Source organism: Rathayibacter sp. PhB127 (assembly GCF_003751665.1).
Taxonomy (GTDB): Bacteria; Actinomycetota; Actinomycetes; order Actinomycetales; family Microbacteriaceae; genus Rathayibacter; species Rathayibacter festucae.
In genome coordinates, this window is the sequence record NZ_RKHW01000001.1 from 1,962,716 (window position 1) to 1,981,617 (window position 18,902).

An 18,902-nucleotide genomic window follows, 5' to 3' on the forward strand; every position below is an offset into this window, starting at 1 on the left:
ACCAGTCTAAAGGGAGCGGGCGGCGGGCTCAGACGAGCGAGTCGTAGATGGCACGGGTGTCCCGGGCGATCTGCGTCCAGCTGAAGTCGCTCTGCGCGCGCAGGCGTCCGGCCTCGCCCATCCGCTTGGCGGCGGCCGGGTCGGCGACGACCTCGGCCATCGCGGCCGCGAGGTCCGCGACGTAGCGCTCCGGATCCACCGGTGTGCCGGTGCCGTCCGTCACCTGCTCGATCGGCACCAGGCGCCCGGTGACGCCGTCGACGACGACCTCCGGGATGCCGCCGGTCGCGGTCCCGACGACCGCGGCACCGCACGCCATCGCCTCGAGGTTCACGATGCCCAGCGGCTCGTAGATCGACGGGCAGACGAAGGTCGTCGCGGCGGTCAGCACCGCGGAGAGCTGGTGGCGCGGCAGGTGGCGGTCGATCCAGACGACGCCGGTGCGCTCCTGCTGGAGCCCCCGCACCAGCGCGGTGACCTCGGCCATGATCTCGGGAGTGTCCGGGGCGCCGGCGCAGAGCACCAGCTGCACCTCCGGCGGCAGCATCGCGGCCGCGCGCAGCAGATAGGGCAGCCCCTTCTGCCGGGTGATCCGGCCGACGAAGACGACGGACGGACGCGACGGGTCGATGCCCAGCTCGGCGAGGACGGCCTCGTCCTCCACCGGGTGCCACGCGTCGAGGTCGATGCCGTTGTAGACCACGTGCACCTTCCCCGGGTCCAGAGCCGGGTACGAGCGGAGGATGTCGTTCCGCATCCCGCCGGAGACCGCGATCACCGCATCGGCGCTCTCGTAGGCCTCGCGCTCGATCCAGCTCGAGACGCGGTAGCCGCCGCCGAGCTGCTCGGCCTTCCACGGGCGCAGCGGCTCGAGGCTGTGCGCCGAGACGACGTGCGGGATGCCGTGCAGCAGCTGCGCGAGGCGCCCGGCCGCGTTGGCATACCAGGTGTGCGAGTGCACGAGATCGGCTCCGGCCGCGTCCTGGGCGATCTGGAGATCGACGCCCAGGGTCTGCAGCGCGCCGTTGGCCTGCGCCAGCTCGGCGGGCACCGGATACGCGAACGCCCCCTCCTCGTCCCTCGGCGCGCCGAAGCAGCGCACCACGACCTCGATGTCGTGGCGGAGGGCCTTGGTGAGCTCGGCCACGTGCACACCGGCTCCCCCGTACACCTCGGGCGGATATTCCTTGGTCAGCAGATCGACTCGCACACCCCGAACCGTAGTACAGCGCGATCCCCCGGCGACAGCCGCATCCGCGCGGGTTCGCGGACCTCCGCCAACCCCTACTGTGGAGCCATGCAGTCAAAGAAGATTTTCGGCATCGTCCTCGCGGGTGGCGAAGGCAAGCGGCTCATGCCCCTGACGGCGGACCGGGCCAAGCCCGCGGTGCCGTTCGGCGGGCAGTACCGTCTGATCGACTTCGCGCTGTCCAACCTGATCAACTCGGGCCTGACCCAGATCGTGGTGCTGACCCAGTACAAGTCGCACTCGCTCGACCGCCACGTCTCGCAGACCTGGACGCTGTCGGGGCTGCTCAACTCCTACGTCGCGTCCGTCCCGGCGCAGCAGCGGCTCGGCAAGCGCTGGTTCAGCGGCTCGGCCGACGCGATCCTGCAGAGCCTCAACCTGATCCGCGACGAGAAGCCCGACATCGTCGTCGTGGTCGGCGCGGACCACGTCTACCGCATGGACTTCTCGCAGATGATCGAGGCGCACATCAAGTCCGGCGCCAAGGCGACCGTCGCGGCGATCCGCCAGCCGATCGAGCTCGCCGACCAGTTCGGCGTCATCCAGCTCGCGGGCGACGAGGCCGGCGACGGCATCGTCCCGACCAAGATCGCCGAGTTCCTCGAGAAGCCCAAGGACGCGGTCGGCCTCGCCGACTCCCCGCACGAGGTCCTCGCCTCGATGGGCAACTACGTCTTCGACGCCGACGCCCTGATCGACGCGGTCATCCGTGACGGCGAGCTCTCCACCTCCGACCACGACATGGGCGGCGACATCATCCCCGACTTCGTCGCGCGCGGCGAGGCCGGCGTCTACGACCTCAAGCTCAACGAGGTCCCCGGCTCCACCGACCGCGACCGCTACTACTGGCGCGACGTGGGGACGATCGACTCGTTCTTCGAGGCGCACCAGGACCTCATCTCGGCGCTGCCCGTCTTCAACCTCTACAACCAGCAGTGGCCGATCTTCTCGTCGCAGCTCAACTCGCCGCCCGCGAAGATCGTGCGCGACGGCAAGGGCAACCTCGGCACCACCGTCGACTCGGTCGTCTCTCTGGGCACCGTCATCTCCGGTGCCCACATCGAGCGCAGCGTCGTCGGCCCCTGGGCGGTCATCGAGTCGAACGCCACGGTCTCCGACTCGGTCGTCTTCGACAAGGTCCGGATCGGCCCGGACGCCGTGGTCGCCCGCGCTATCCTCGACAAGGACGTCGTCGTCGAGCCCGGCGCCCGTGTCGGCGTGGACCACGACCACGACCGCGAGCGCGGGTTCACCGTCACCGAGTCGGGCATCACCGTCGTCGGCAAGGGCGTCGTCGTCCGCCCGTAGCACCCCCGCGGGTCGAGAGCACTGCGCTTCCGCGCCGCCGGCCCTGCCGGCGCGCGGACCCGACCGATTGGCCCGTCCTTGAGTGAGCCTCTGCGCACACCCGCCCGCTTCCTGGTCGTCGTCGACGCCGACTCCACGCTGCTGCAGGACGAGGTGATCGAGCTGCTCGCCGCGCACGCTGGCTCCGAGGAGCGCGTCGCCGCGATCACCGAGCGCGCGATGCACGGCGAGATCGACTTCGGCGAGAGCCTGCGCGAGCGCGTCGCCACTCTGGCCGGCGTCCTCGACGACGTCTGCGCTGGAGTGAGCGGCCGCGTCCGGGTCACCCCGGGAGTGGAGGAGCTGATCGCCGGCATCCACGCCGCCGGTGGTCGGATCGGCGTCGTCTCGGGCGGCTTCCACGAGGTGCTCGATCCGGTCGCCGGGGCCCTCGGCCTCGACTTCGTCCGCGCCAACCGGCTCGGCAGCCGCGACGGCCGCCTCACCGGCTCCGTCGAGGGCCCGGTCATCGACGCCGCCGCGAAAGCCGCCGCGCTGTGCGAGTGGGCGGCGGAGTCCGGCGTCCCGCTCCGGCGGGCGATCGCGGTCGGCGACGGCGCGAACGATCTCGAGATGATGCGGGTGGCCGGCCTCTCGGTCGCCTTCAACGCGAAGCCCGTCGTCCGCGAGCGCGCCGACCTCGTCGTCGACGGCCTCGACCTCAGCCAGCTGCTGCCGGTCCTCGGCCTCCGCGGCTGACGCTGGGGCGGCGCCTCAGCCGCCCGCGGTCGCGACCAGCGCCGCCGCGCCCAGGGCCAGCGCCCAGCTGACCAGCGAGCCGACCAGGAAGTACTCCGCCTTCGAGCCGCCCTCGCCGTCGCGGGAGATCTCCGGGAAGCGCACGATGCCCTTCGCCGCGAAGACGGCGCCGGCCAGCCCGATCGCTCCGGCGAGGGTGAGCCCGGCCACGAGGAGCCGCTCCAGCGGCCCGATCGCGCGACCGCCGCGGAGATCCGGGACGCGCACCTCCTGGGGCGCCAGCCGGGCGAAGCGTGCGCGGAGCGAGAAGCGGCTGCGGGCGGCGACCGGCTGCGGCAGCTCGCGGTAGAGCGCAGCGCGCACGACGACGTTGGCGCTCTCCAGGAGGAAGAGCGCGGCGCTCCCGGCGAGCAGCGCCTGGGCGATCGGCGGCACCGGCCCGGAGCGCCCGAGCCCCGCATAGGCGTCGACCAGGGGGCCGGCGGCGGGCCCGGCCGCGCGATCCAGCACCGAGAGCACGAGGACCGCGACGACGAGGCCGACGGCGGGTCGGAGCCCACCGGGCGGCCGGGTGCCCGCCGCGGTCGTCGTGAGCAGCAGCCAGACTCCGGCGAGGACCGCGACGGTCGCGACCCCGAGCGGCGGAGCCCCGAGGCCCAGCACGGCGGAGAGCACTGCTCCCACCCAGAGCACGACGACAGCCCCGGCAGCGACCGGCCTGCCGAGGTGCGTCCGCGCGAGGTCGGCCAGTCCGACGAGCGCGAGCAGCAGCGCGGTCAGCACGCGTCCGCCAGCAGCCGCGCGCCGGTGAGCAGGGCGCCGGCGCCCGCACGCTTCAGCGCCTGCGACACCGCCGACTGCGTGATCGACTCCTGCTCGGCCAGGACCTTCTGCGGCAGCCCGCGCGCGATGCCGAGCACGAGCCGTCGGTCGCGGTCGCTCATCTCGCCGACGAGGGCGTCACGCGCGAGGAGGTAGGCGTTCACCGCGGCCTCCTGCGCGTCCGGGGCGTCCGAGGCGATGAACCAGCCCCGGGCGGTCGGCACGGCTCCGTCCTCGAGGGCGTGCGCCCGCTCGATGGCCGCTCGCGCGCGCCACCAGCCGGGCCCGTCCTGCAGGTCGCCGGCGATGCCCGAGCCGACCACCCGGACCTCGCCGCGGCCGAGGCCGACCCGGCAGTCCACCCCGGGCGGCAGTGCGAGCCGCGCCTGCAGGGTCGCCCCGAGGGCCGCGGAGACGGAGGCGTAGACCGCCTGGAACTCGTCCCCGACCGTCGGGTGCAGCGGTTCGAGTGCCGGGACCGCCGCGTCGACCGCCGCGAAGCCGCGCTCGATCTCGCGCTGCACGGAGGACCGCGCGGTGATCTCCCGGGAGTCGACCAGGTCGAGCAGCACCGCGACGACGGGGGTTTCGGTCACCGCATAAGCCTACAGCTGATATCCCTCAGATATAAGCTCTCAGCTGATACGGTCAGTGACCCATCCCGAGGCCGCCGTCGACGGGGATGACGGCGCCGGAGATGTAGTCCGCCTCGTCGCTCGCCAGCCAGCGGGTGACCTTCGCGACCTCGGCGGCCGTGCCGTAGCGGGCCAGCGGGATGCTCTTGCGGTACTCCGCCTGCTGCTCCGCCGGGAGCTCCGCCGTCATGTCGGTCTCGATGAACCCGGGTGCGACGACGTTCGCCGTGATGTTGCGGGCACCGAGCTCGCGGGTCAGCGACCGGGCGAAGCCGACCAGCGCGGCCTTGGACGAGGAGTAGTTGATCTGGCCCGGTCCGCCGTAGAGGCCGACGACGCTCGAGATCAGGACGATGCGGCCGAACTTCTGCTTCAGCATCGCCTTCGACGCCCGCTTGACGACCCGGAAGGCTCCGGTGAGGTTGGTGTCGATCACGGAGGTGAAGTCCTCCTCCGACATGCGCAGCAGCAGCATGTCGCGGGTGATGCCGGCGTTCGCGACGACGACCTCGACGGGGCCGAGCTCGGCCTCGATCTGCGAGAAGGCGGCGTCGATGGACGCGGAGTCGGTGACGTCGGCGACGACGGTGAAGGAGCCCTCGGGGCCCGAGCCGGAGCGGGCGGTGACCGCGACCCGGTGACCGGCCGCCACGAACTCCTCGGCGATGGCGTAGCCGATCCCCCGGTTGCCCCCCGTGACGAGAACGGTGCGCGGCGTGGTCATGGTGTCCCTCTCCGCCGGTGCGCGGGCGGCTCCGGACGACCCGTACATCTTAGAGGCGCTCGGCGCAACACATCCGCGGATAGGGCCGTCTCAGCCTTCGCTTGGCGCGCACGACGTAGTCTTGTCGGGCTGTGAAATCACGCGAATCGCTCACCTCCCTCCCGCCGTCGCCCAGTGCCGCGCGTCGCTCCCGCGCGATCAAGTACTCCATCGCCATGGGCATCAGGATGGTCTGCGTGATCTGCCTGATCTTCGCCCAGGGCTGGTGGCTGCTCTTCTTCGCCCTCGGCGCGATCGTGCTCCCGTACTTCGCGGTCGTGCTCGCCAACGTCGGCAGCGCCGGCGAGAGCGGCACGGTCGAGCGTCCCGGCGCGATCGTGCTGTCCCGGCCGGTGCCGCCGTACGTGCCGCCCGCGGCGGACGACGCCGCACCCTCCGCCGACGCGCCCGAGGGCGGCGACCCGAGCGAGGGACGACGGTGATCCCGCTCGGCGGCGTGCCCGATCAGCACGCCTGCTCGCGCGCCGGCTGCCCGCAGATCGCGACCTGGGCGATCGAGTGGCGGAACCCGCGCATCCACACCGCGGACCGCCGGAAGACCTGGCTCGCCTGCGGTGAGCACCTCGACTACCTGCGCGAGTTCCTCGCGGCCCGGGAGTTCCCGCTCGAGGTGAAGCCGCTGCTGACGGTGGACCGCGGAGCCGCTCTGTGAGCGCCACGGCGACGCGGCCGTCCTGGCGCTTCGCCTTCTCGCGCCGCTGGTTCGGCTACCTGGCCCTCACGATCGTCTTCGCCGTCGCCTGCGTGCTGCTCTCGCGCTGGCAGGTCGCGCGGCTCGACGAGGCGGCGAGCACCAACCGGCTCGTCACCGCCAACTGGAACGCGGACCCCGTCGCACTCGACGGGCTGCTCCCCGAGGGAGCGAGCTGGAACGATGCGCTCGAGTACCGGCCCGTCGAGGTCAGCGGCGTCTACGAGACCGACGGCGAGACGCTGGTCCGCAACCGGCCGTACAACGGCAATCCCGGCTTCGAGATCCTCACGCCGCTGCGCCTCGCGGACGGCAGCGTCTTCGTCGTCGATCGCGGCTGGGTCCCGGTCGGCTCCACCCAGGACTCCCCCGACGTCGTCCCGGCCCCGCCCGAGGGCGAGGTCACGGTGACGGCGCGACTCAAGCCGGGCGAGGGTCGCATCGAGGGCCGCGGTGCCCCCGCCGGCCAGATCGCCACGATCCAGCTCGACGATCTCTCCGCCCAGCTCGACGAGCCGCTGCGCACCGCGGGCTACGGGCTGCTGGTCCAGGAGGACCCGGCTCCGATCGAGGAGCGGCCCCTCGCCGCGATCAAGCCGGTCGCCGACGAGGGTCTGCACATCAGCTACGCGATCCAGTGGGTGCTCTTCGCGATCATGGGCTTCGGCGGTCTCGCCTGGGCGATCCGGCACGAGTACCGGATCCGCAACGCCGACGACCCCGAGGTCATCGCCGCCGAGGAGCGCCGCGAGCAGCGCCGCCTCCGCCGCGGCCGCACCGACGCCGAGATCGAGGACGAGCTGCTCGACGCCCGCTGACGGAGCGGGATCCACCGAGATGACGCCCGCCCGCATGCATGCTGGTCGAGTAGCCCCGAAGGTGCGTATCGAGACCCACCATCACCAGCAGGGTGGGTCTGCAGACTCGAGCTCTGATGCCGGTGGATCTCGATACGCCCCTTCGCGGGCTACTCGATCAGCGTGAGCCACGTGCTGGTCGAGTAGCCGCGGCACGCGGTGTATCGGGACCGACATGAGCCACATGCTGGTCGAGTAGCCGCGGCACGCGGTGTACGGGACCCACATGAGCCACATGCTGGTCGAGTAGCCGCGGCACGCGGCGTATCGAGACCCACGGCGCCGGGACTCGGGGATCCCTGGACGCCGAAGATCAGGCCAGCATGATCAGGTCGAGGTAGTCCGCGGTCCAGTGGTCCTCGGTGCCCTCGGGCATGATCAGCACGCGCTCGGGGTTGAGCGCCTCCACGGCTCCCTCATCGTGGCTGACCAGGACGACCGCGCCCTCGTAGTGCGCGAGCGCGTCGAGGATCTCCTCGCGGCTGGCCGGATCGAGGTTGTTGGTGGGCTCGTCCAGCAGCAGCACGTTGGCGCCCGAGACGACGATCATCGCCAGGGCGAGGCGGGTCTTCTCACCGCCGGAGAGCACGCCGGCCGGCTTGTGCGAGTCGTCGCCGGTGAAGAGGAACGAGCCCAGCACGCGGCGGGCCTCGGTCTCGGTGAGGTTCGGGCTCGAGGAGACCATGTTCTCCAGCACCGAGCGCTTGACGTCGATCGTCTCGTGCTCCTGGGCGTAGTAGCCGATGCGCAGGCCGTGGCCGGCCTCGATCACGCCGGTGTCGGGCGCGTCCACGCCGCCGAGGATGCGCAGCAGAGTCGTCTTGCCCGCACCGTTCAGGCCGAGGATGACGACCTTCGAGCCGCGGTCGATCGCGAGGTCGACGGAGGTGAAGATCTCGAGCGATCCGTAGCTCTTCGAGAGGTTCTGCGCCTGCAGCGGGGTGCGGCCGCAGGCGGACGGGGTCGGGAAGCGGAGCTTGGCGACGCGGTCCACGGCACGGACCTCCTCGAGGCCGCTGAGCATCCGCTCGGCGCGCGCGACCATCTGGTGCGCGGCCGCGGCCTTCGACGCCTTCGCGCCGAAGCGGGCGGCCTGGAGCTGAAGTGCCCCGGCCTTCTTCTCGACGTTGACGCGCTCCTTCTTCCGGCGCTCCTCGTCGGCCGCGCGCTGGCGGAGGTAGTTCTTCCAGTTCATGTTGTAGACGTCGATGACCTGGCGGTTGGCGTCCAGGTAGAAGACGCGGTTCACGGTCTCGCCGACCAGCTCGATGTCGTGGCTGATCACGATGAAGCCGCCGCGGTAGTTCTTCAGGAACTCGCGGAGCCAGACGACCGAGTCGGCGTCGAGGTGGTTGGTCGGCTCGTCGAGGATGAGCGTCTGCGCGTCGGAGAAGAGGATGCGCGCGAGCTCGATGCGGCGACGCTGACCACCCGAGAGCGTCTTCAGCGGCTGGTCGAGGATCCGGTCCGGCAGGTTGAGGTTGCTCGCGATCGAGGCCGCCTCGGCCTCGGCCGCATAGCCGCCGAGCGAGAGGAAGCGGTCGGTCAGGTTGCCGTACTTCTTCATCCCGGCCTCGCTGACGGCCGTCTCGCTGCTCGACATCGCGACGGTGGCCTCCTGCATGCCCAGCACCAGCTGGCCGAGGCCGCGGGCGTCGAGGATGCGCGTGCGCGCCAGCTCCTCGGGGTCGCCGGAGCGCGGGTCCTGCGGCAGGTAGCCGATCTCGCCGCCGCGGTCGACCGATCCCTTCGCGGCGATGAGGTCGCCGGCGAGGACCTTGGTCAGCGTCGTCTTGCCCGCGCCGTTGCGGCCGACGAGGCCGACCTTGTCGCCGTCGCCGACTCTGAAGGACACGTTCTCCATCAGGAGTCGGGCGCCGACTCGGAGTTCGAGGTCGTGCACGCTGAGCACTGTGCTGTCCGTTCCCGCCAAGAAATGGCGTTCGGTTCGGGAGGTGTGGGGCAAGAGGCCGCGGAGCGGCAGCCCCCTAGTATATTTCCTGAGCCGCGGGGCGGATCCACGTCCGCTCACCGCGGACGCGCTCGCTCCTCGCTCTCGGGCGACACGGTCTTTGGAGAACAGACATGTCCAGCTACTCTCTCGCCCCGTCGCGACCGGTCCTGGCGGACCGGCTGCTCACCCGCTCGCTGGTCACCGATCTGGTGCTCGTCCTCGCCGCCGCCGCGTTCACCGCCGGCATGGCGCAGCTGTACATCCCGATGTGGCCGGTCCCGATCACGGGCCAGACCTTCGCCGTCCTGCTCGTCGGCACCACGCTCGGCGCCCTCCGCGGTGCCCTCTCGATGGGCGTCTACGCGCTCGTCGGCGCCCTCGGCGCCCCGATCTTCACCGAGGGCTCGAGCGGCTGGGCCGTCCTGGCCGGCCCGACCGGCGGCTACATCGTCGGCTTCGTCCTCGCCTCGATCGTCACCGGCTGGCTCGCCCAGCGCCAATGGGACCGCCGCGTCGTCGGCACCGTCGTGACCTTCCTCGCCGGCACCGCCACCATCTACCTGGTCGGACTCCCCTGGCTCGCCACCGCGCTCAGCTCGATGGGCTACCCGGCCGACCTCGGCTCGGTGCTGACCGCCGGCCTCGTGCCCTTCCTCGTCGGTGACACCCTCAAGATCCTGCTCGCCGCCGCGCTCCTGCCCACCACGTGGGCGCTGCTCGGCCGCCGCAAGGGCTGACCCGCCCCGCACGCACGGCGAAGGGCCCGGAGGATGATCCTCCGGGCCCTTCCCCGTACCTGACGCCGATCGAGCGGCGCGGCTCTAGATCGAGAAGCCGAGCGCGCGCATCATGTCGCGGCCGTCCTCGGTGATCCGGTCCGGACCCCACGGCGGCATCCAGACCCAGTTGATCCGGAACGCCTCCACGACGCCGTCGAGCGACTCCGCGGTCTGCTCCTCGAGCACGTCGGTCAGCGGGCAGCCCGCCGAGGTCAGCGTCATGTGGATGACCAGGGCGTCGTTCTCGTCGTCCCAGCCCAGGTCGTAGATCAGACCGAGGTCGACGACGTTGACGCCGAGCTCGGGGTCCATGACGTCCTTGAGCGCCTCCTCGACCTGGTCGAAGAGCTTCGGGTCGAGCGTGGTGACCGCCATGATCAGGCCGTCGCCGGAGCGAGGAAGCGGTCGTAGCCCTCGTCCTCGAGGCGGGTCGCGAGCTCCTTGCCGCCCTGCTCGGCGATCCGGCCGGCGACGAAGACGTGCACGAAGTCGGGCTGGATGTAGCGCAGGATCCGCGTGTAGTGCGTGATCAGCAGGACGCCGAGACCGGTCGAGGCGTGAGCGCGGTTGACGCCCTCCGAGACGATCTTCAGCGCGTCGACGTCGAGTCCGGAGTCGGTCTCGTCGAGGACGGCGAACTGCGGGGCGAGCAGCTCGAGCTGGAGGATCTCGTTGCGCTTCTTCTCGCCGCCCGAGAAGCCCTCGTTGACGTTGCGCGCCGCGAAGGACGGGTCCATGCGCAGGTCGGCCATGGCCTTCTTGACGTCCTTGGTCCAGGTGCGGATCGCCGGCGCCTCGCCCGCGATCGCGGTCTTGGCCGTGCGGAGGAAGTTGGTGTTGGTGACGCCGGGGATCTCGACCGGGTACTGCATGGCGAGGAAGAGGCCGGCGCGAGCGCGCTCGTCGACGGTCATGTCGAGGACCTCGACGCCGTCGAGCGTGATCGAGCCGCCGTCGACGTGGTACTTCGGGTGGCCCGCGATCGTGTACGCGAGGGTGGACTTGCCGGACCCGTTCGGGCCCATCACGGCGTGGATCTCACCCTGGTTAATGGTGAGGTCGACACCGCGGAGGATCTGCTTGGTCCCCTGCTCGGTCTCGACACTGACGTGGAGATCGCTGATCTGGAGAACGGACATTCAGACTTCCTTCGTGACGGTCGGGTCGATGTAGACGTCGCCGTCGATGACCTCGACGACGAAGACGGGAACCGGCTCGAAGGCCGGCAGGTTCAGGGGGGCGCCGGTGCGCAGCGAGAACGCCGAGCCGTGGGCCCAGCACTCGAGGGTGTCGTCCTCGACGAAGCCCTCGGCGAGGGAGACCTCGCCGTGCGTGCAGGTGTCGCCGATGGCGTGGATCTCGCCGGCCGTGTCCTGCACGATCGCGATGGCGATGCCGTCGACGACGTAGCGGACGGCCTGGTTCGGGATCAGCTCCGAGGCGGCGCAGATCCGGGCGGCGTCGCTCATGCGGACACCTCCGGGCTGTACGCGCCGGTCTGCCCGGCGCTGCCGGCCAGCTCGGCCTCGATCGCGAGCTGGAGGCGGTCCTCGAGCTCGGTCACGCCGATCTGCTGCACGATCTCGCTGAGGAAGCCGCGGACGACCAGGCGGCGCGCCTCGTCTTCGCGGATGCCGCGCGACTGCAGGTAGAAGAGCTGCTCGTCGTCGAAGCGGCCGGTCGCCGAGGCGTGGCCCGCCCCGGCGATGTCGCCGGTCTCGATCTCGAGGTTCGGGATCGAGTCGGCCCGCGTGCCGTCCGAGAGGACCAGGTTGCGGTTCTGCTCGTAGCTGTCGGTGCCGTTCGCGCTCTGGCGGATCAGCACGTCGCCGATCCAGACCGTCCGCGCGCCCTGGCCCTGCAGCGCACCCTTGTAGGTGACGCGGCTGCGGGTGTCGGGGGCGTCGTGGTCGACGTAGACCTGCTGCTCGAGGTGCTGGCCGCCGTCGGCGAAGTACAGGCCGAGGAGCTCGCCGTCCGCACCGCGCTCGACGAGGTGCGCCGAGGGGTTCACCCGGACGATCGAGCCGCCGAGCGTGACGACGATGTGCTTGACCTTCGCGTCGCGGCCGACGCGGAGGAAGTGGTTCGCGAGGTGGCGGGCGTCGTCGGCCCACTCCTGCAGCGTGACGATGGTCAGCTGCGCGCCCTCGCCGACGAGCACCTCGACGTTCTCGGCGAGAGTCGCCTCGCCCTCGTTCTGCAGCACGACGACGCCGCGCGCATACGGCGCGGCCTCGATGATCGTGTGCGCGGCACGGGGAGCGGAGCCGAGACCGGTGCGCACGAGCGTCGCGACCTTCTCGTCCTCGCCGGTCACCCGGATCGAGAGCGCCTGCTCGAACTGCGACCAGGCGTTCGCGGCGGCGCGGTCCTCGGGGAGGCCGGCGGTGCCGATCCGCGCGTCGTCGCGGCCGACCCAGGAGACGTCGACGCCCTCGACCGCCGCCGACTCCAGCGGAGTCGGCGAGCCGTCGAGGGGGCCGTCGATCAGGTCGCCGAGGCGGGCGACCGGGGTCAGCTTCCAGGCGATCTCGCGACCGGTGACCGTCTCGAAGGCGTCGACGTCGGTGGACGCGAAGCGCTCGGAGCGGGTCTGCACGGGCGTGAACGCCCCGTCGGAGTGCGCGGCGATGCCCAGGCGCGCGGCGGCGTCCGCGCCGTCGATCGCAGGGGACGTCGGGGCGCTCGTGGGGACCGTCATCAGGCGGTGGTTCCTTTCGAAGGGTGCTGGCCGCCCGACTCGGGCGGCCTCGGGGCCGGTGGGGCGAGCGTCAGCCGACGCTGCCCTCCATCCCCATCTCGATGAGCTTGTTGAGCTCGAGGGCGTACTCCATCGGCAGCTCGCGCGCGATCGGCTCGATGAAGCCGCGGACGATCATGGCCATGGCCTCGTCCTCCGGCATGCCGCGGGACATCAGGTAGAAGAGCTGCTCCTCGCTGACCTTCGAGACCGTGGCCTCGTGGCCGAGCTGGACGTCGTCCACGCGGATGTCGATCGCCGGGTAGGTGTCCGAGCGCGAGATCGTGTCGACCAGGAGCGCGTCGCAGCGCACCGTGTTCGCGGAGTGGTGCGCGTTGGCGTCCACCCGGACCTCGCCGCGGTAGCCGGCCCGGCCGCCGCCGCGGGCGATCGACTTGGAGACGATCGACGACTGCGTGTACGGAGCCATGTGGATCATCTTCGCGCCGGCGTCCTGGTGCTGGCCGGGGCCCGCGAACGCGACGGAGAGGGTCTCGCCCTTGGCGTGCTCGCCGACCAGGAAGATCGACGGGTACTTCATGGTGACCTTGGAGCCGATGTTGCCGTCGATCCACTCCATCGTCGCGCCCTCGTGAGCGATCGCGCGCTTGGTGACGAGGTTGTAGACGTTGTTCGACCAGTTCTGGATCGTCGTGTAGCGCACGCGGGCGTTCTTCTTCACGATGATCTCGACGACGGCCGAGTGCAGCGAGTCCGACTTGTAGATCGGCGCCGTGCAGCCCTCGATGTAGTGGACGTAGCTGCCCTCGTCCGCGATGATCAGCGTCCGCTCGAACTGGCCCATGTTCTCGGTGTTGATCCGGAAGTAGGCCTGCAGCGGGATATCGACGCGCACGCCCTTGGGGACGTACACGAACGAGCCGCCCGACCAGACCGCCGTGTTCAGCGCGGCGAACTTGTTGTCGCCGGCCGGGATGACGGTGCCGAAGTACTCCTCGAAGATCTCGGGGTGCTCGCGGAGGGCGGTGTCGGTGTCCATGAAGATGACGCCCTGCTCCTCCAGGTCCTCGCGGATCTGGTGGTAGACGACCTCGGACTCGTACTGCGCGGCCACGCCGCCGACGAGGCGCTGGCGCTCCGCCTCGGGGATGCCGAGCTTCTCGTACGTGTTCTTGATGTCGTCCGGGAGGTCCTCCCAGGTCTGCGCCTGCTTCTCGGTGGAGCGGACGAAGTACTTGATGTTGTCGAAGTCGATGTCCGACAGGTCGGCGCCCCAGGTGGGCATCGGCTTGCGCTCGAAGAGGGCGAGCGCCTTCATGCGCCGCTCGCGCATCCAGGCCGGCTCGTTCTTGAGCGCGGAGATGTCGGAGACGACCTCGGGCGAGATGCCGCGGCGCGCGGAGGCGCCGGCGGAGTCCGAGTCGGACCAGCCGAACTCGTAGACGCCCAGGCTCGCGAGCTCGGGGCGGTCGATCAGGATGTCTGACATAAGTACCTCGTTTCCTACCCACTGGTAACCGGTCGGGTTCCGGAGTCATTCCCCGAGGGGGATCCGAGGAGCACATCCGGGCCGACCACGCCATCGAGTCGATGGGCGGAGCGGAGCGGTGCGTCCCGGGAAGTCCTGAGGCTTGCGGTGGCGCTCCATCGGGCCGAGGTCCGGGTCTCGCCGTCACGGCGATCGACGCGTCCCGCGTCGAACCTGAACCAACTACTCATTCTACGGAAGCCGTGCTTCCAGTGGAACCTCTTCACCTGGGTGTCGCCCGGGCACTGGAGCCCGCGCCGCCAGACCCGCATGACCACACCCGTGTCGGTGGTCCGTGCTGGAGTGTCCGCATGACGAACGACGACAGCATCCCGACCCTCCCCCGCCTCCTCCTCGCGCTCGCGCGCACCGGCCTGGAGCCGAGGCCCGCACGCGACTTCGGTGCCCTGGCCGAGCCGCTCGCGCGGAGCCTCCCGCTGCCGCGGCTCGCGCTCGCGCTGGTCCGGCTGCGCCGGCACCTGCGGTCCGGCGGGAAGGGCCTCCGAGCCGGCCACCGCCCGAGTCAGAGCGCGGGCGCGAGCTCCTCGACGGCCTGCCGACGCTGAGCGCGCACCGTGAAGAGCCGCGGATTCACGTCGAGCAGGACCCGCAGCGCACCGACCCAGACGAACGCGGAGCCGAGCAGGTGGACGGCGACGAGCGCCTCCGGCAGGGCGAGGAGCGACTGGGCGACGCCCACGAGCGCCTGCAGCCCCACCACGACGAGGAAGGTGATCACGCGCCGCCGTGCCAGCTCGGAGCCCGGCACGCGCGCCAGCAGCACCAGCAACGCGAGGCCGAGCACGAGCGTGGCCGTCCCGAGGACCCCGTGCACGACGGTGACGCTCTCCCAGTGGAACCGCATCCGCGGGACCTCGGCCGAGTCGCCCGCGTGCGGGCCGGTGCCGGTCACCAGGGTGCCGACGGCGATCACGGCCAGCGTCACCGCGACGAGCGCGATGCTCACCCCTCGGGTGAGTGCATCCGGCTCGAACGCGACGGACTGCGAGCGGTGCGCGCGGTGCCAGGTCAGCGCCGTGGTCGTCAGCAGGGCGATCGCGAGCATGAAGTGACCCGCGACGATGTACGGGTTGAGGCCCGAGTGCACGGTCGCGCCGCCCGCGAGCGCGTTCGCGACCACGAGCCAGAACTGCGACCAGGCCAGGCGGGTCATCGTGCGGTCGCGCGGCTTCTGCAGCCGGGCCGCGGTGATGGCCCAGCCGACCGCGACGATCAGCACGCCGGTGAAGGCGCGGTTGGTGAACTCGATGAAGCCGTGGATCCCGAGCTCGGGCGTCGAGGTCAGCGAGCCCGCATCGCAGGCGGGCCAGGTCGGGCAGCCGAGGCCCGAGCCGGTCAGGCGCACGACGCCGCCGAAGAAGATGATCAGGATGCTCGCGACCAGGGCGGCCGTCGTCCCCCAGCGCAGGGCGCGGGGGCTCAGCGTGACCCGCTCGGCGAGGAACGAGAACGGCGTCACCATCAGAACGGCAGCAGCGGGTCGATGCCGACGGCGAGGAACAGCAGCGTGAGGTAGCCGATCGAGCCGTGGAAGACGCGCATCGGCGAGACGTGCTCGTGACGGATCGCGAGGCTGTAGAGGCGGTGCGTCTCGGCGATGAACCAGACGCCGCTCGCGAGGGCGACGACCGTGTAGACGACGCCCATGCCGGCGACGGGGATGAGCAGCAGCGAGCACGCGACGGTGGCCCACGCGTAGAGGATGACCTGGAGACCGACGATGCTGCGTCCGCGGACGACGGCGAGCATCGGCACGCCGGCGGCGCGGTAGTCCTCGCGGTACTTCATCGAGAGCGGCCAGTAGTGCGGCGGCGTCCAGAGGAAGATGACCGAGAACAGGATGATCGGCGCCCAGTCGAGCGAGTTCGTGACCGCGGCCCAGCCGATCAGCACGGGCATGCAGCCCGCGATGCCGCCCCAGACGATGTTCTGCGGCGTGCGGCGCTTGAGGAACAGCGTGTAGAAGAGCACGTAGATGAGGATCGCGGCGAGCGAGAGCGACGCGGCCAGCCAGTTGGCGGTCAGGCCGAGCCAGACGATCGACAGCACGCCGATCGTGGTCGCGAAGACCAGCGCCTCCCGGTCGGAGACCTCGCCGGTGACGAGCGGGCGGTTGCGGGTCCGCTTCATCACGCGGTCGATGTCGCGGTCGATGTAGCAGTTGAACGCGCCGGCCGACCCGGCGCTGAGCGCCCCGCCGATGAGGACGTTGAGGACCAGCAGCAGGTTCGGGATCCCGCCCTGCGCCAGGATCATCGTGGGCGCGGTGACCACGAGCAGCAGCTCGATCACCCGCGGCTTCGTCAGCGCGACGTACGCCCTCACCTTGCGCGACAGGGGCGACCGGACGGGCCCTCCCCGCTCGATCGCGGTGGTCTCTGCGACTACGTCCATTGCTCCTCTAACGATCGATGATCCCGAACGAGTGTAATGCGCGCCGGATGGGGGCGGGCCCGGAGTGCACGCTTGTCCAATCGGACGCCGACATATGCGAGGCGCAACCCCCGATCCCCGGCGCACCCCCCTCCGTATACTCGGAACTGCTCGCCAGAGCGCCCGGCCCGCACCCGAGTTCCGCCCGACTGATCAGTCGCGCGAGGCCGAACGGGGCGTCGTCGGAAGCATCGTGTCGAAGTCGTCATGCGCGCTCCACCATGCGAGAGGGCGGACGGTCCCCGTCTGCCCCACGTCTCGAGAAGGGTCAGTACCTAGTGTCAGAACTGCAATGGGATTCCATTGACGAGAAGGCAGTCGACACGGCGAGGGTTCTCGCCGCGGACGCGGTCGAGAAGGTCGGCAACGGCCACCCCGGCACCGCCATGAGCCTCGCGCCGGCCGCGTACCTCCTGTTCCAGAAGGTCATGCGCCGCGATCCGTCCGACGCCACCTGGATCGGCCGCGACCGCTTCATCCTGTCGGTCGGCCACTCCTCGCTGACGCAGTACGTCCAGTTCTACCTGGGCGGCTACGGCCTCGAGCTCGACGACCTCAAGGCGCTGCGCACCTGGGGCTCGAAGACCCCGGGCCACCCCGAGTACGGCCACACCGACGGCGTCGAGATCACCACCGGCCCGCTCGGCCAGGGCCTCGCCTCGGCCGTCGGCTTCGCCTACGCCGCGCGCTTCGAGCGCGACCTGTTCGACCCCGAGGCCGCCGCAGGCACCTCGCCGTTCGACCACTTCGTCTACGTCATCGCCGGCGACGGCGACCTGCAGGAGGGCATCACCAGCGAGGCCTCCTCGCTCGCCGGCCACCAGCAGCTCGGCAACCTCGTCGTCATCTACGACTCCAACCAGATCTCGATCGAGGACGACACCAACATCGCCTTCACCGAGGACGTCAAGGCCCGCTACGAGGCCTACGACTGGCAGGTCCAGGTCGTCGACTGGAAGAAGACCGGCGAGTACCACGAGGACGTCGCCGAGCTGCACGCCGCGATCGAGGCCGCCAAGGGCGAGACCGACAAGCCGTCGCTCATCATCCTGCGCACGATCATCGGCTGGCCCTCGCCGAAGAAGCAGAACACCGGCAAGATCCACGGCTCCGCCCTCGGCGCCGACGAGCTCCGCGGCCTCAAGGAGGTGCTCGGCTTCGACCCCGAGAAGACCTTCGACGTCGCCGACGAGGTCCTCGAGCACACCCGCAAGGCCGTCGAGCGCGGCCAGGCGCAGCACGCCGAATGGAACGAGACGCTCGAGGCGTGGGCGACCGCGAACCCCGAGAAGAAGGTCCTGCTCGACCGCGTCCTGAGCGGCGACCTCCCCGAGGGCGTCCAGGAGGCCCTCCCCGTCTTCGAGCCCGGCAAGGAGGTGTCGACCCGCGCAGCGTCCGGCAAGGTCATCAACGCCCTCGCCGGCGTCGTGCCCGAGCTCTGGGGCGGTTCCGCCGACCTCGCCGAGTCGAACAACACGACCATCGAGGGCGCCGGCTCCTTCGTGCCGAGCGAGTTCTCGACCCACGAGTGGACCGGCAAGAAGGGCGGCCGCGTGCTGCACTTCGGCATCCGCGAGCACGCCATGGGCGCGATCCTCAACGGCATCGTCCTGCACGGCAACACCCGCCCCTTCGGCGGCACCTTCCTGATCTTCTCCGACTACATGCGCCCGGCAGTCCGTCTCGCCGCGCTCATGAAGGCGCCGGCCATCTACGTCTGGACCCACGACTCCGTGGCCCTCGGCGAGGACGGCCCGACGCACCAGCCGGTCGAGCAGCTGGCGGCCCTCCGCGCGATCCCGGGACTGGACATCGTCCGCCCCGGCGACGCCAACGAGGTCGCCTACGCCTGGAAGACGATCCTGGAGCGCCGCGAGGGCCCCGCCGGCCTCGCGCTGACCCGCCAGAACATCCCGGTCTTCGAGCGCGGAGAGGGCGACGCCACCGGCGAGACCTTCGCCCACGCGTCGAACGTCGCCCGCGGCGCGTACATCCTCGCCGAGGCGCCGAACGGCACCCCCGACGTGATCCTCATCGCCACCGGCTCCGAGGTGCAGATCGCCGTCGAGGCGCGCGAGCTGCTCAAGGGCGAGGGCGTCAACGCCCGCGTCGTCTCGGCCCCCTCGCTCGAGTGGTTCGAGGAGCAGGACGCCGAGTACCGCGAGAAGGTGCTGCCCTCCGCCGTGAAGGCGCGCGTCTCGATCGAGGCCGGCCTCAGCCTCGGCTGGCAGAAGTACGTCGGCGACGCCGGCCGCTCGGTCTCCATCGAGCACTTCGGCGCCTCCGCCGACTACAAGACCCTGTTCCGCGAGTTCGGGATCACCACCGAGGCGGCCATCACCGCCGCCAAGGAGTCGCTCGCGGCGTCCTGACCACGAAGGCCGCGTCCACCCGGGCGC

Annotated in this window: 20 protein-coding genes; 8 read left to right on the forward strand and 12 right to left on the reverse strand. The window is 70.8% G+C overall.

The genetic code is table 11. The features are described 5' to 3' along the window. Window positions 1-28: 28 nt before the first annotated feature. Entirely contained in the window at window positions 29-1,210 is a 1,182-nt protein-coding gene (glgA, locus tag EDF22_RS09415; protein ID WP_123704278.1) for a glycogen synthase, read from the reverse strand. An 87-nt stretch (window positions 1,211-1,297) separates the two neighbouring features. On the opposite strand from glgA, the gene EDF22_RS09420 reads away from it, so the two are divergent. Continuing rightward, a complete protein-coding gene (locus tag EDF22_RS09420; protein WP_123446293.1) occupies window positions 1,298-2,557 on the forward strand; it encodes a glucose-1-phosphate adenylyltransferase in 1,260 nt (419 codons plus the stop codon). Between the two features lie 78 nt (window positions 2,558-2,635). Next, complete coding sequence (serB, locus tag EDF22_RS09425; protein WP_123704280.1) at window positions 2,636-3,295, forward strand: phosphoserine phosphatase SerB; 660 nt, start codon at window positions 2,636-2,638, stop codon at window positions 3,293-3,295. Window positions 3,296-3,310: 15 nt separating this feature from the next. On the opposite strand, the gene EDF22_RS09430 is transcribed toward serB, so the two are convergent. Genes EDF22_RS09430 through EDF22_RS09440 form a run of 3 tightly spaced genes read right to left on the reverse strand, consistent with a single transcriptional unit; the run spans window position 3,311 to window position 5,476 of the window. Beyond that, window positions 3,311-4,078: a hypothetical protein gene (locus EDF22_RS09430; RefSeq protein ID WP_123704282.1), complete on the reverse strand. Its 768-nt coding sequence runs from the start codon at window positions 4,076-4,078 to the stop codon at window positions 3,311-3,313. Beyond that, complete coding sequence (locus EDF22_RS09435) at window positions 4,072-4,713, reverse strand: SatD family protein (protein WP_243839949.1); 642 nt, start codon at window positions 4,711-4,713, stop codon at window positions 4,072-4,074. The genes EDF22_RS09430 and EDF22_RS09435 overlap by 7 nt, the downstream gene beginning before the upstream one ends. Before the next feature lie 52 nt (window positions 4,714-4,765). Continuing rightward, complete coding sequence (locus EDF22_RS09440) at window positions 4,766-5,476, reverse strand: beta-ketoacyl-ACP reductase (protein WP_123704284.1); 711 nt, start codon at window positions 5,474-5,476, stop codon at window positions 4,766-4,768. A 131-nt stretch (window positions 5,477-5,607) separates the two neighbouring features. On the opposite strand from EDF22_RS09440, the gene EDF22_RS09445 reads away from it, so the two are divergent. The 3 genes from EDF22_RS09445 to EDF22_RS09455 are packed head-to-tail and all read left to right on the forward strand — an operon-like array spanning window position 5,608 to window position 7,045. Then, window positions 5,608-5,958: a DUF3099 domain-containing protein gene (locus tag EDF22_RS09445; RefSeq protein ID WP_123704289.1), complete on the forward strand. Its 351-nt coding sequence runs from the start codon at window positions 5,608-5,610 to the stop codon at window positions 5,956-5,958. Further along, on the forward strand, window positions 5,955-6,188 hold the full coding sequence (locus EDF22_RS09450) for a hypothetical protein (protein WP_260303371.1): 234 nt from the start codon (window positions 5,955-5,957) through the stop codon (window positions 6,186-6,188). Before EDF22_RS09445 ends, EDF22_RS09450 begins: the two co-directional genes overlap by 4 nt. Then, a complete protein-coding gene (locus EDF22_RS09455) occupies window positions 6,185-7,045 on the forward strand; it encodes an SURF1 family protein (protein ID WP_123704291.1) in 861 nt (286 codons plus the stop codon). The genes EDF22_RS09450 and EDF22_RS09455 overlap by 4 nt, the downstream gene beginning before the upstream one ends. 352 nt (window positions 7,046-7,397) lie before the next feature. Here EDF22_RS09455 and EDF22_RS09460 read toward each other — a convergent pair whose 3' ends face one another. Further along, window positions 7,398-8,996, reverse strand: a complete 1,599-nt coding sequence (locus EDF22_RS09460; RefSeq protein ID WP_123704293.1) for an ABC-F family ATP-binding cassette domain-containing protein — start codon at window positions 8,994-8,996, stop codon at window positions 7,398-7,400. 173 nt (window positions 8,997-9,169) lie between these two features. On the opposite strand from EDF22_RS09460, the gene EDF22_RS09465 reads away from it, so the two are divergent. Further along, entirely contained in the window at window positions 9,170-9,775 is a 606-nt protein-coding gene (locus EDF22_RS09465; protein WP_123704295.1) for a biotin transporter BioY, read from the forward strand. Between the two features lie 84 nt (window positions 9,776-9,859). Here EDF22_RS09465 and EDF22_RS09470 read toward each other — a convergent pair whose 3' ends face one another. The 5 genes from EDF22_RS09470 to sufB all read right to left on the reverse strand — a co-directional run bounded on the left by EDF22_RS09470 (window position 9,860) and on the right by sufB (window position 14,010). Beyond that, entirely contained in the window at window positions 9,860-10,192 is a 333-nt protein-coding gene (locus tag EDF22_RS09470; protein ID WP_123446284.1) for a metal-sulfur cluster assembly factor, read from the reverse strand. A 2-nt stretch (window positions 10,193-10,194) separates the two neighbouring features. Next, the gene (gene sufC, locus EDF22_RS09475) at window positions 10,195-10,956 is read right to left on the reverse strand and encodes a Fe-S cluster assembly ATPase SufC (RefSeq protein ID WP_123446283.1); all 762 of its coding nucleotides are present in this window, start codon (window positions 10,954-10,956) and stop codon (window positions 10,195-10,197) included. Beyond that, entirely contained in the window at window positions 10,957-11,286 is a 330-nt protein-coding gene (locus EDF22_RS09480) for a non-heme iron oxygenase ferredoxin subunit (protein ID WP_123446282.1), read from the reverse strand. Then, window positions 11,283-12,521 (reverse strand): Fe-S cluster assembly protein SufD, encoded by a 1,239-nt coding sequence (sufD, locus tag EDF22_RS09485; RefSeq protein ID WP_123704297.1) that lies wholly within the window; start codon window positions 12,519-12,521, stop codon window positions 11,283-11,285. Before sufD ends, EDF22_RS09480 begins: the two co-directional genes overlap by 4 nt. Before the next feature lie 70 nt (window positions 12,522-12,591). Then, window positions 12,592-14,010 (reverse strand): Fe-S cluster assembly protein SufB, encoded by a 1,419-nt coding sequence (gene sufB / locus EDF22_RS09490; RefSeq protein ID WP_123446280.1) that lies wholly within the window; start codon window positions 14,008-14,010, stop codon window positions 12,592-12,594. Between the two features lie 350 nt (window positions 14,011-14,360). Here sufB and EDF22_RS09495 point away from each other — a divergent pair, with 350 nt between their 5' ends. Then, the gene (locus EDF22_RS09495; protein ID WP_123704299.1) at window positions 14,361-14,615 is read left to right on the forward strand and encodes a hypothetical protein; all 255 of its coding nucleotides are present in this window, start codon (window positions 14,361-14,363) and stop codon (window positions 14,613-14,615) included. Here EDF22_RS09495 and EDF22_RS09500 read toward each other — a convergent pair. Continuing rightward, window positions 14,573-15,532: a heme A synthase gene (locus EDF22_RS09500; protein ID WP_123446278.1), complete on the reverse strand. Its 960-nt coding sequence runs from the start codon at window positions 15,530-15,532 to the stop codon at window positions 14,573-14,575. The two genes, EDF22_RS09495 and EDF22_RS09500, sit on opposite strands and share 43 nt — an antisense overlap. Further along, complete coding sequence (locus EDF22_RS09505; RefSeq protein WP_123704301.1) at window positions 15,532-16,464, reverse strand: heme o synthase; 933 nt, start codon at window positions 16,462-16,464, stop codon at window positions 15,532-15,534. Before EDF22_RS09505 ends, EDF22_RS09500 begins: the two co-directional genes overlap by 1 nt. 317 nt (window positions 16,465-16,781) lie before the next feature. Here EDF22_RS09505 and tkt point away from each other — a divergent pair, with 317 nt between their 5' ends. Then, complete coding sequence (gene tkt, locus EDF22_RS09510; RefSeq protein ID WP_123704303.1) at window positions 16,782-18,875, forward strand: transketolase; 2,094 nt, start codon at window positions 16,782-16,784, stop codon at window positions 18,873-18,875. The last annotated feature ends 27 nt before the right edge of the window (window positions 18,876-18,902 follow it).

Excerpts from the sequence above, each read along its gene's own strand:
- EDF22_RS09500 (WP_123446278.1), bottom strand. The coding sequence starts at position 15,532 with ATGGTGACGCCGTTCTCGTTCCTCGCCGAGCGGGTCACGCTGAGCCCC.
- sufB (WP_123446280.1), bottom strand. The coding sequence starts at position 14,010 with ATGTCAGACATCCTGATCGACCGCCCCGAGCTCGCGAGCCTGGGCGTC.
- sufC (WP_123446283.1), bottom strand. The coding sequence starts at position 10,956 with ATGTCCGTTCTCCAGATCAGCGATCTCCACGTCAGTGTCGAGACCGAG.
- EDF22_RS09470 (WP_123446284.1), bottom strand. The coding sequence starts at position 10,192 with ATGGCGGTCACCACGCTCGACCCGAAGCTCTTCGACCAGGTCGAGGAG.
- EDF22_RS09495 (WP_123704299.1), top strand. The coding sequence starts at position 14,361 with ATGACGAACGACGACAGCATCCCGACCCTCCCCCGCCTCCTCCTCGCG.
- EDF22_RS09465 (WP_123704295.1), top strand. The coding sequence starts at position 9,170 with ATGTCCAGCTACTCTCTCGCCCCGTCGCGACCGGTCCTGGCGGACCGG.
- EDF22_RS09480 (WP_123446282.1), bottom strand. The coding sequence starts at position 11,286 with ATGAGCGACGCCGCCCGGATCTGCGCCGCCTCGGAGCTGATCCCGAAC.
- EDF22_RS09440 (WP_123704284.1), bottom strand. The coding sequence starts at position 5,476 with ATGACCACGCCGCGCACCGTTCTCGTCACGGGGGGCAACCGGGGGATC.
- EDF22_RS09505 (WP_123704301.1), bottom strand. The coding sequence starts at position 16,464 with ATGGACGTAGTCGCAGAGACCACCGCGATCGAGCGGGGAGGGCCCGTC.
- EDF22_RS09420 (WP_123446293.1), top strand. The coding sequence starts at position 1,298 with ATGCAGTCAAAGAAGATTTTCGGCATCGTCCTCGCGGGTGGCGAAGGC.
- sufD (WP_123704297.1), bottom strand. The coding sequence starts at position 12,521 with ATGACGGTCCCCACGAGCGCCCCGACGTCCCCTGCGATCGACGGCGCG.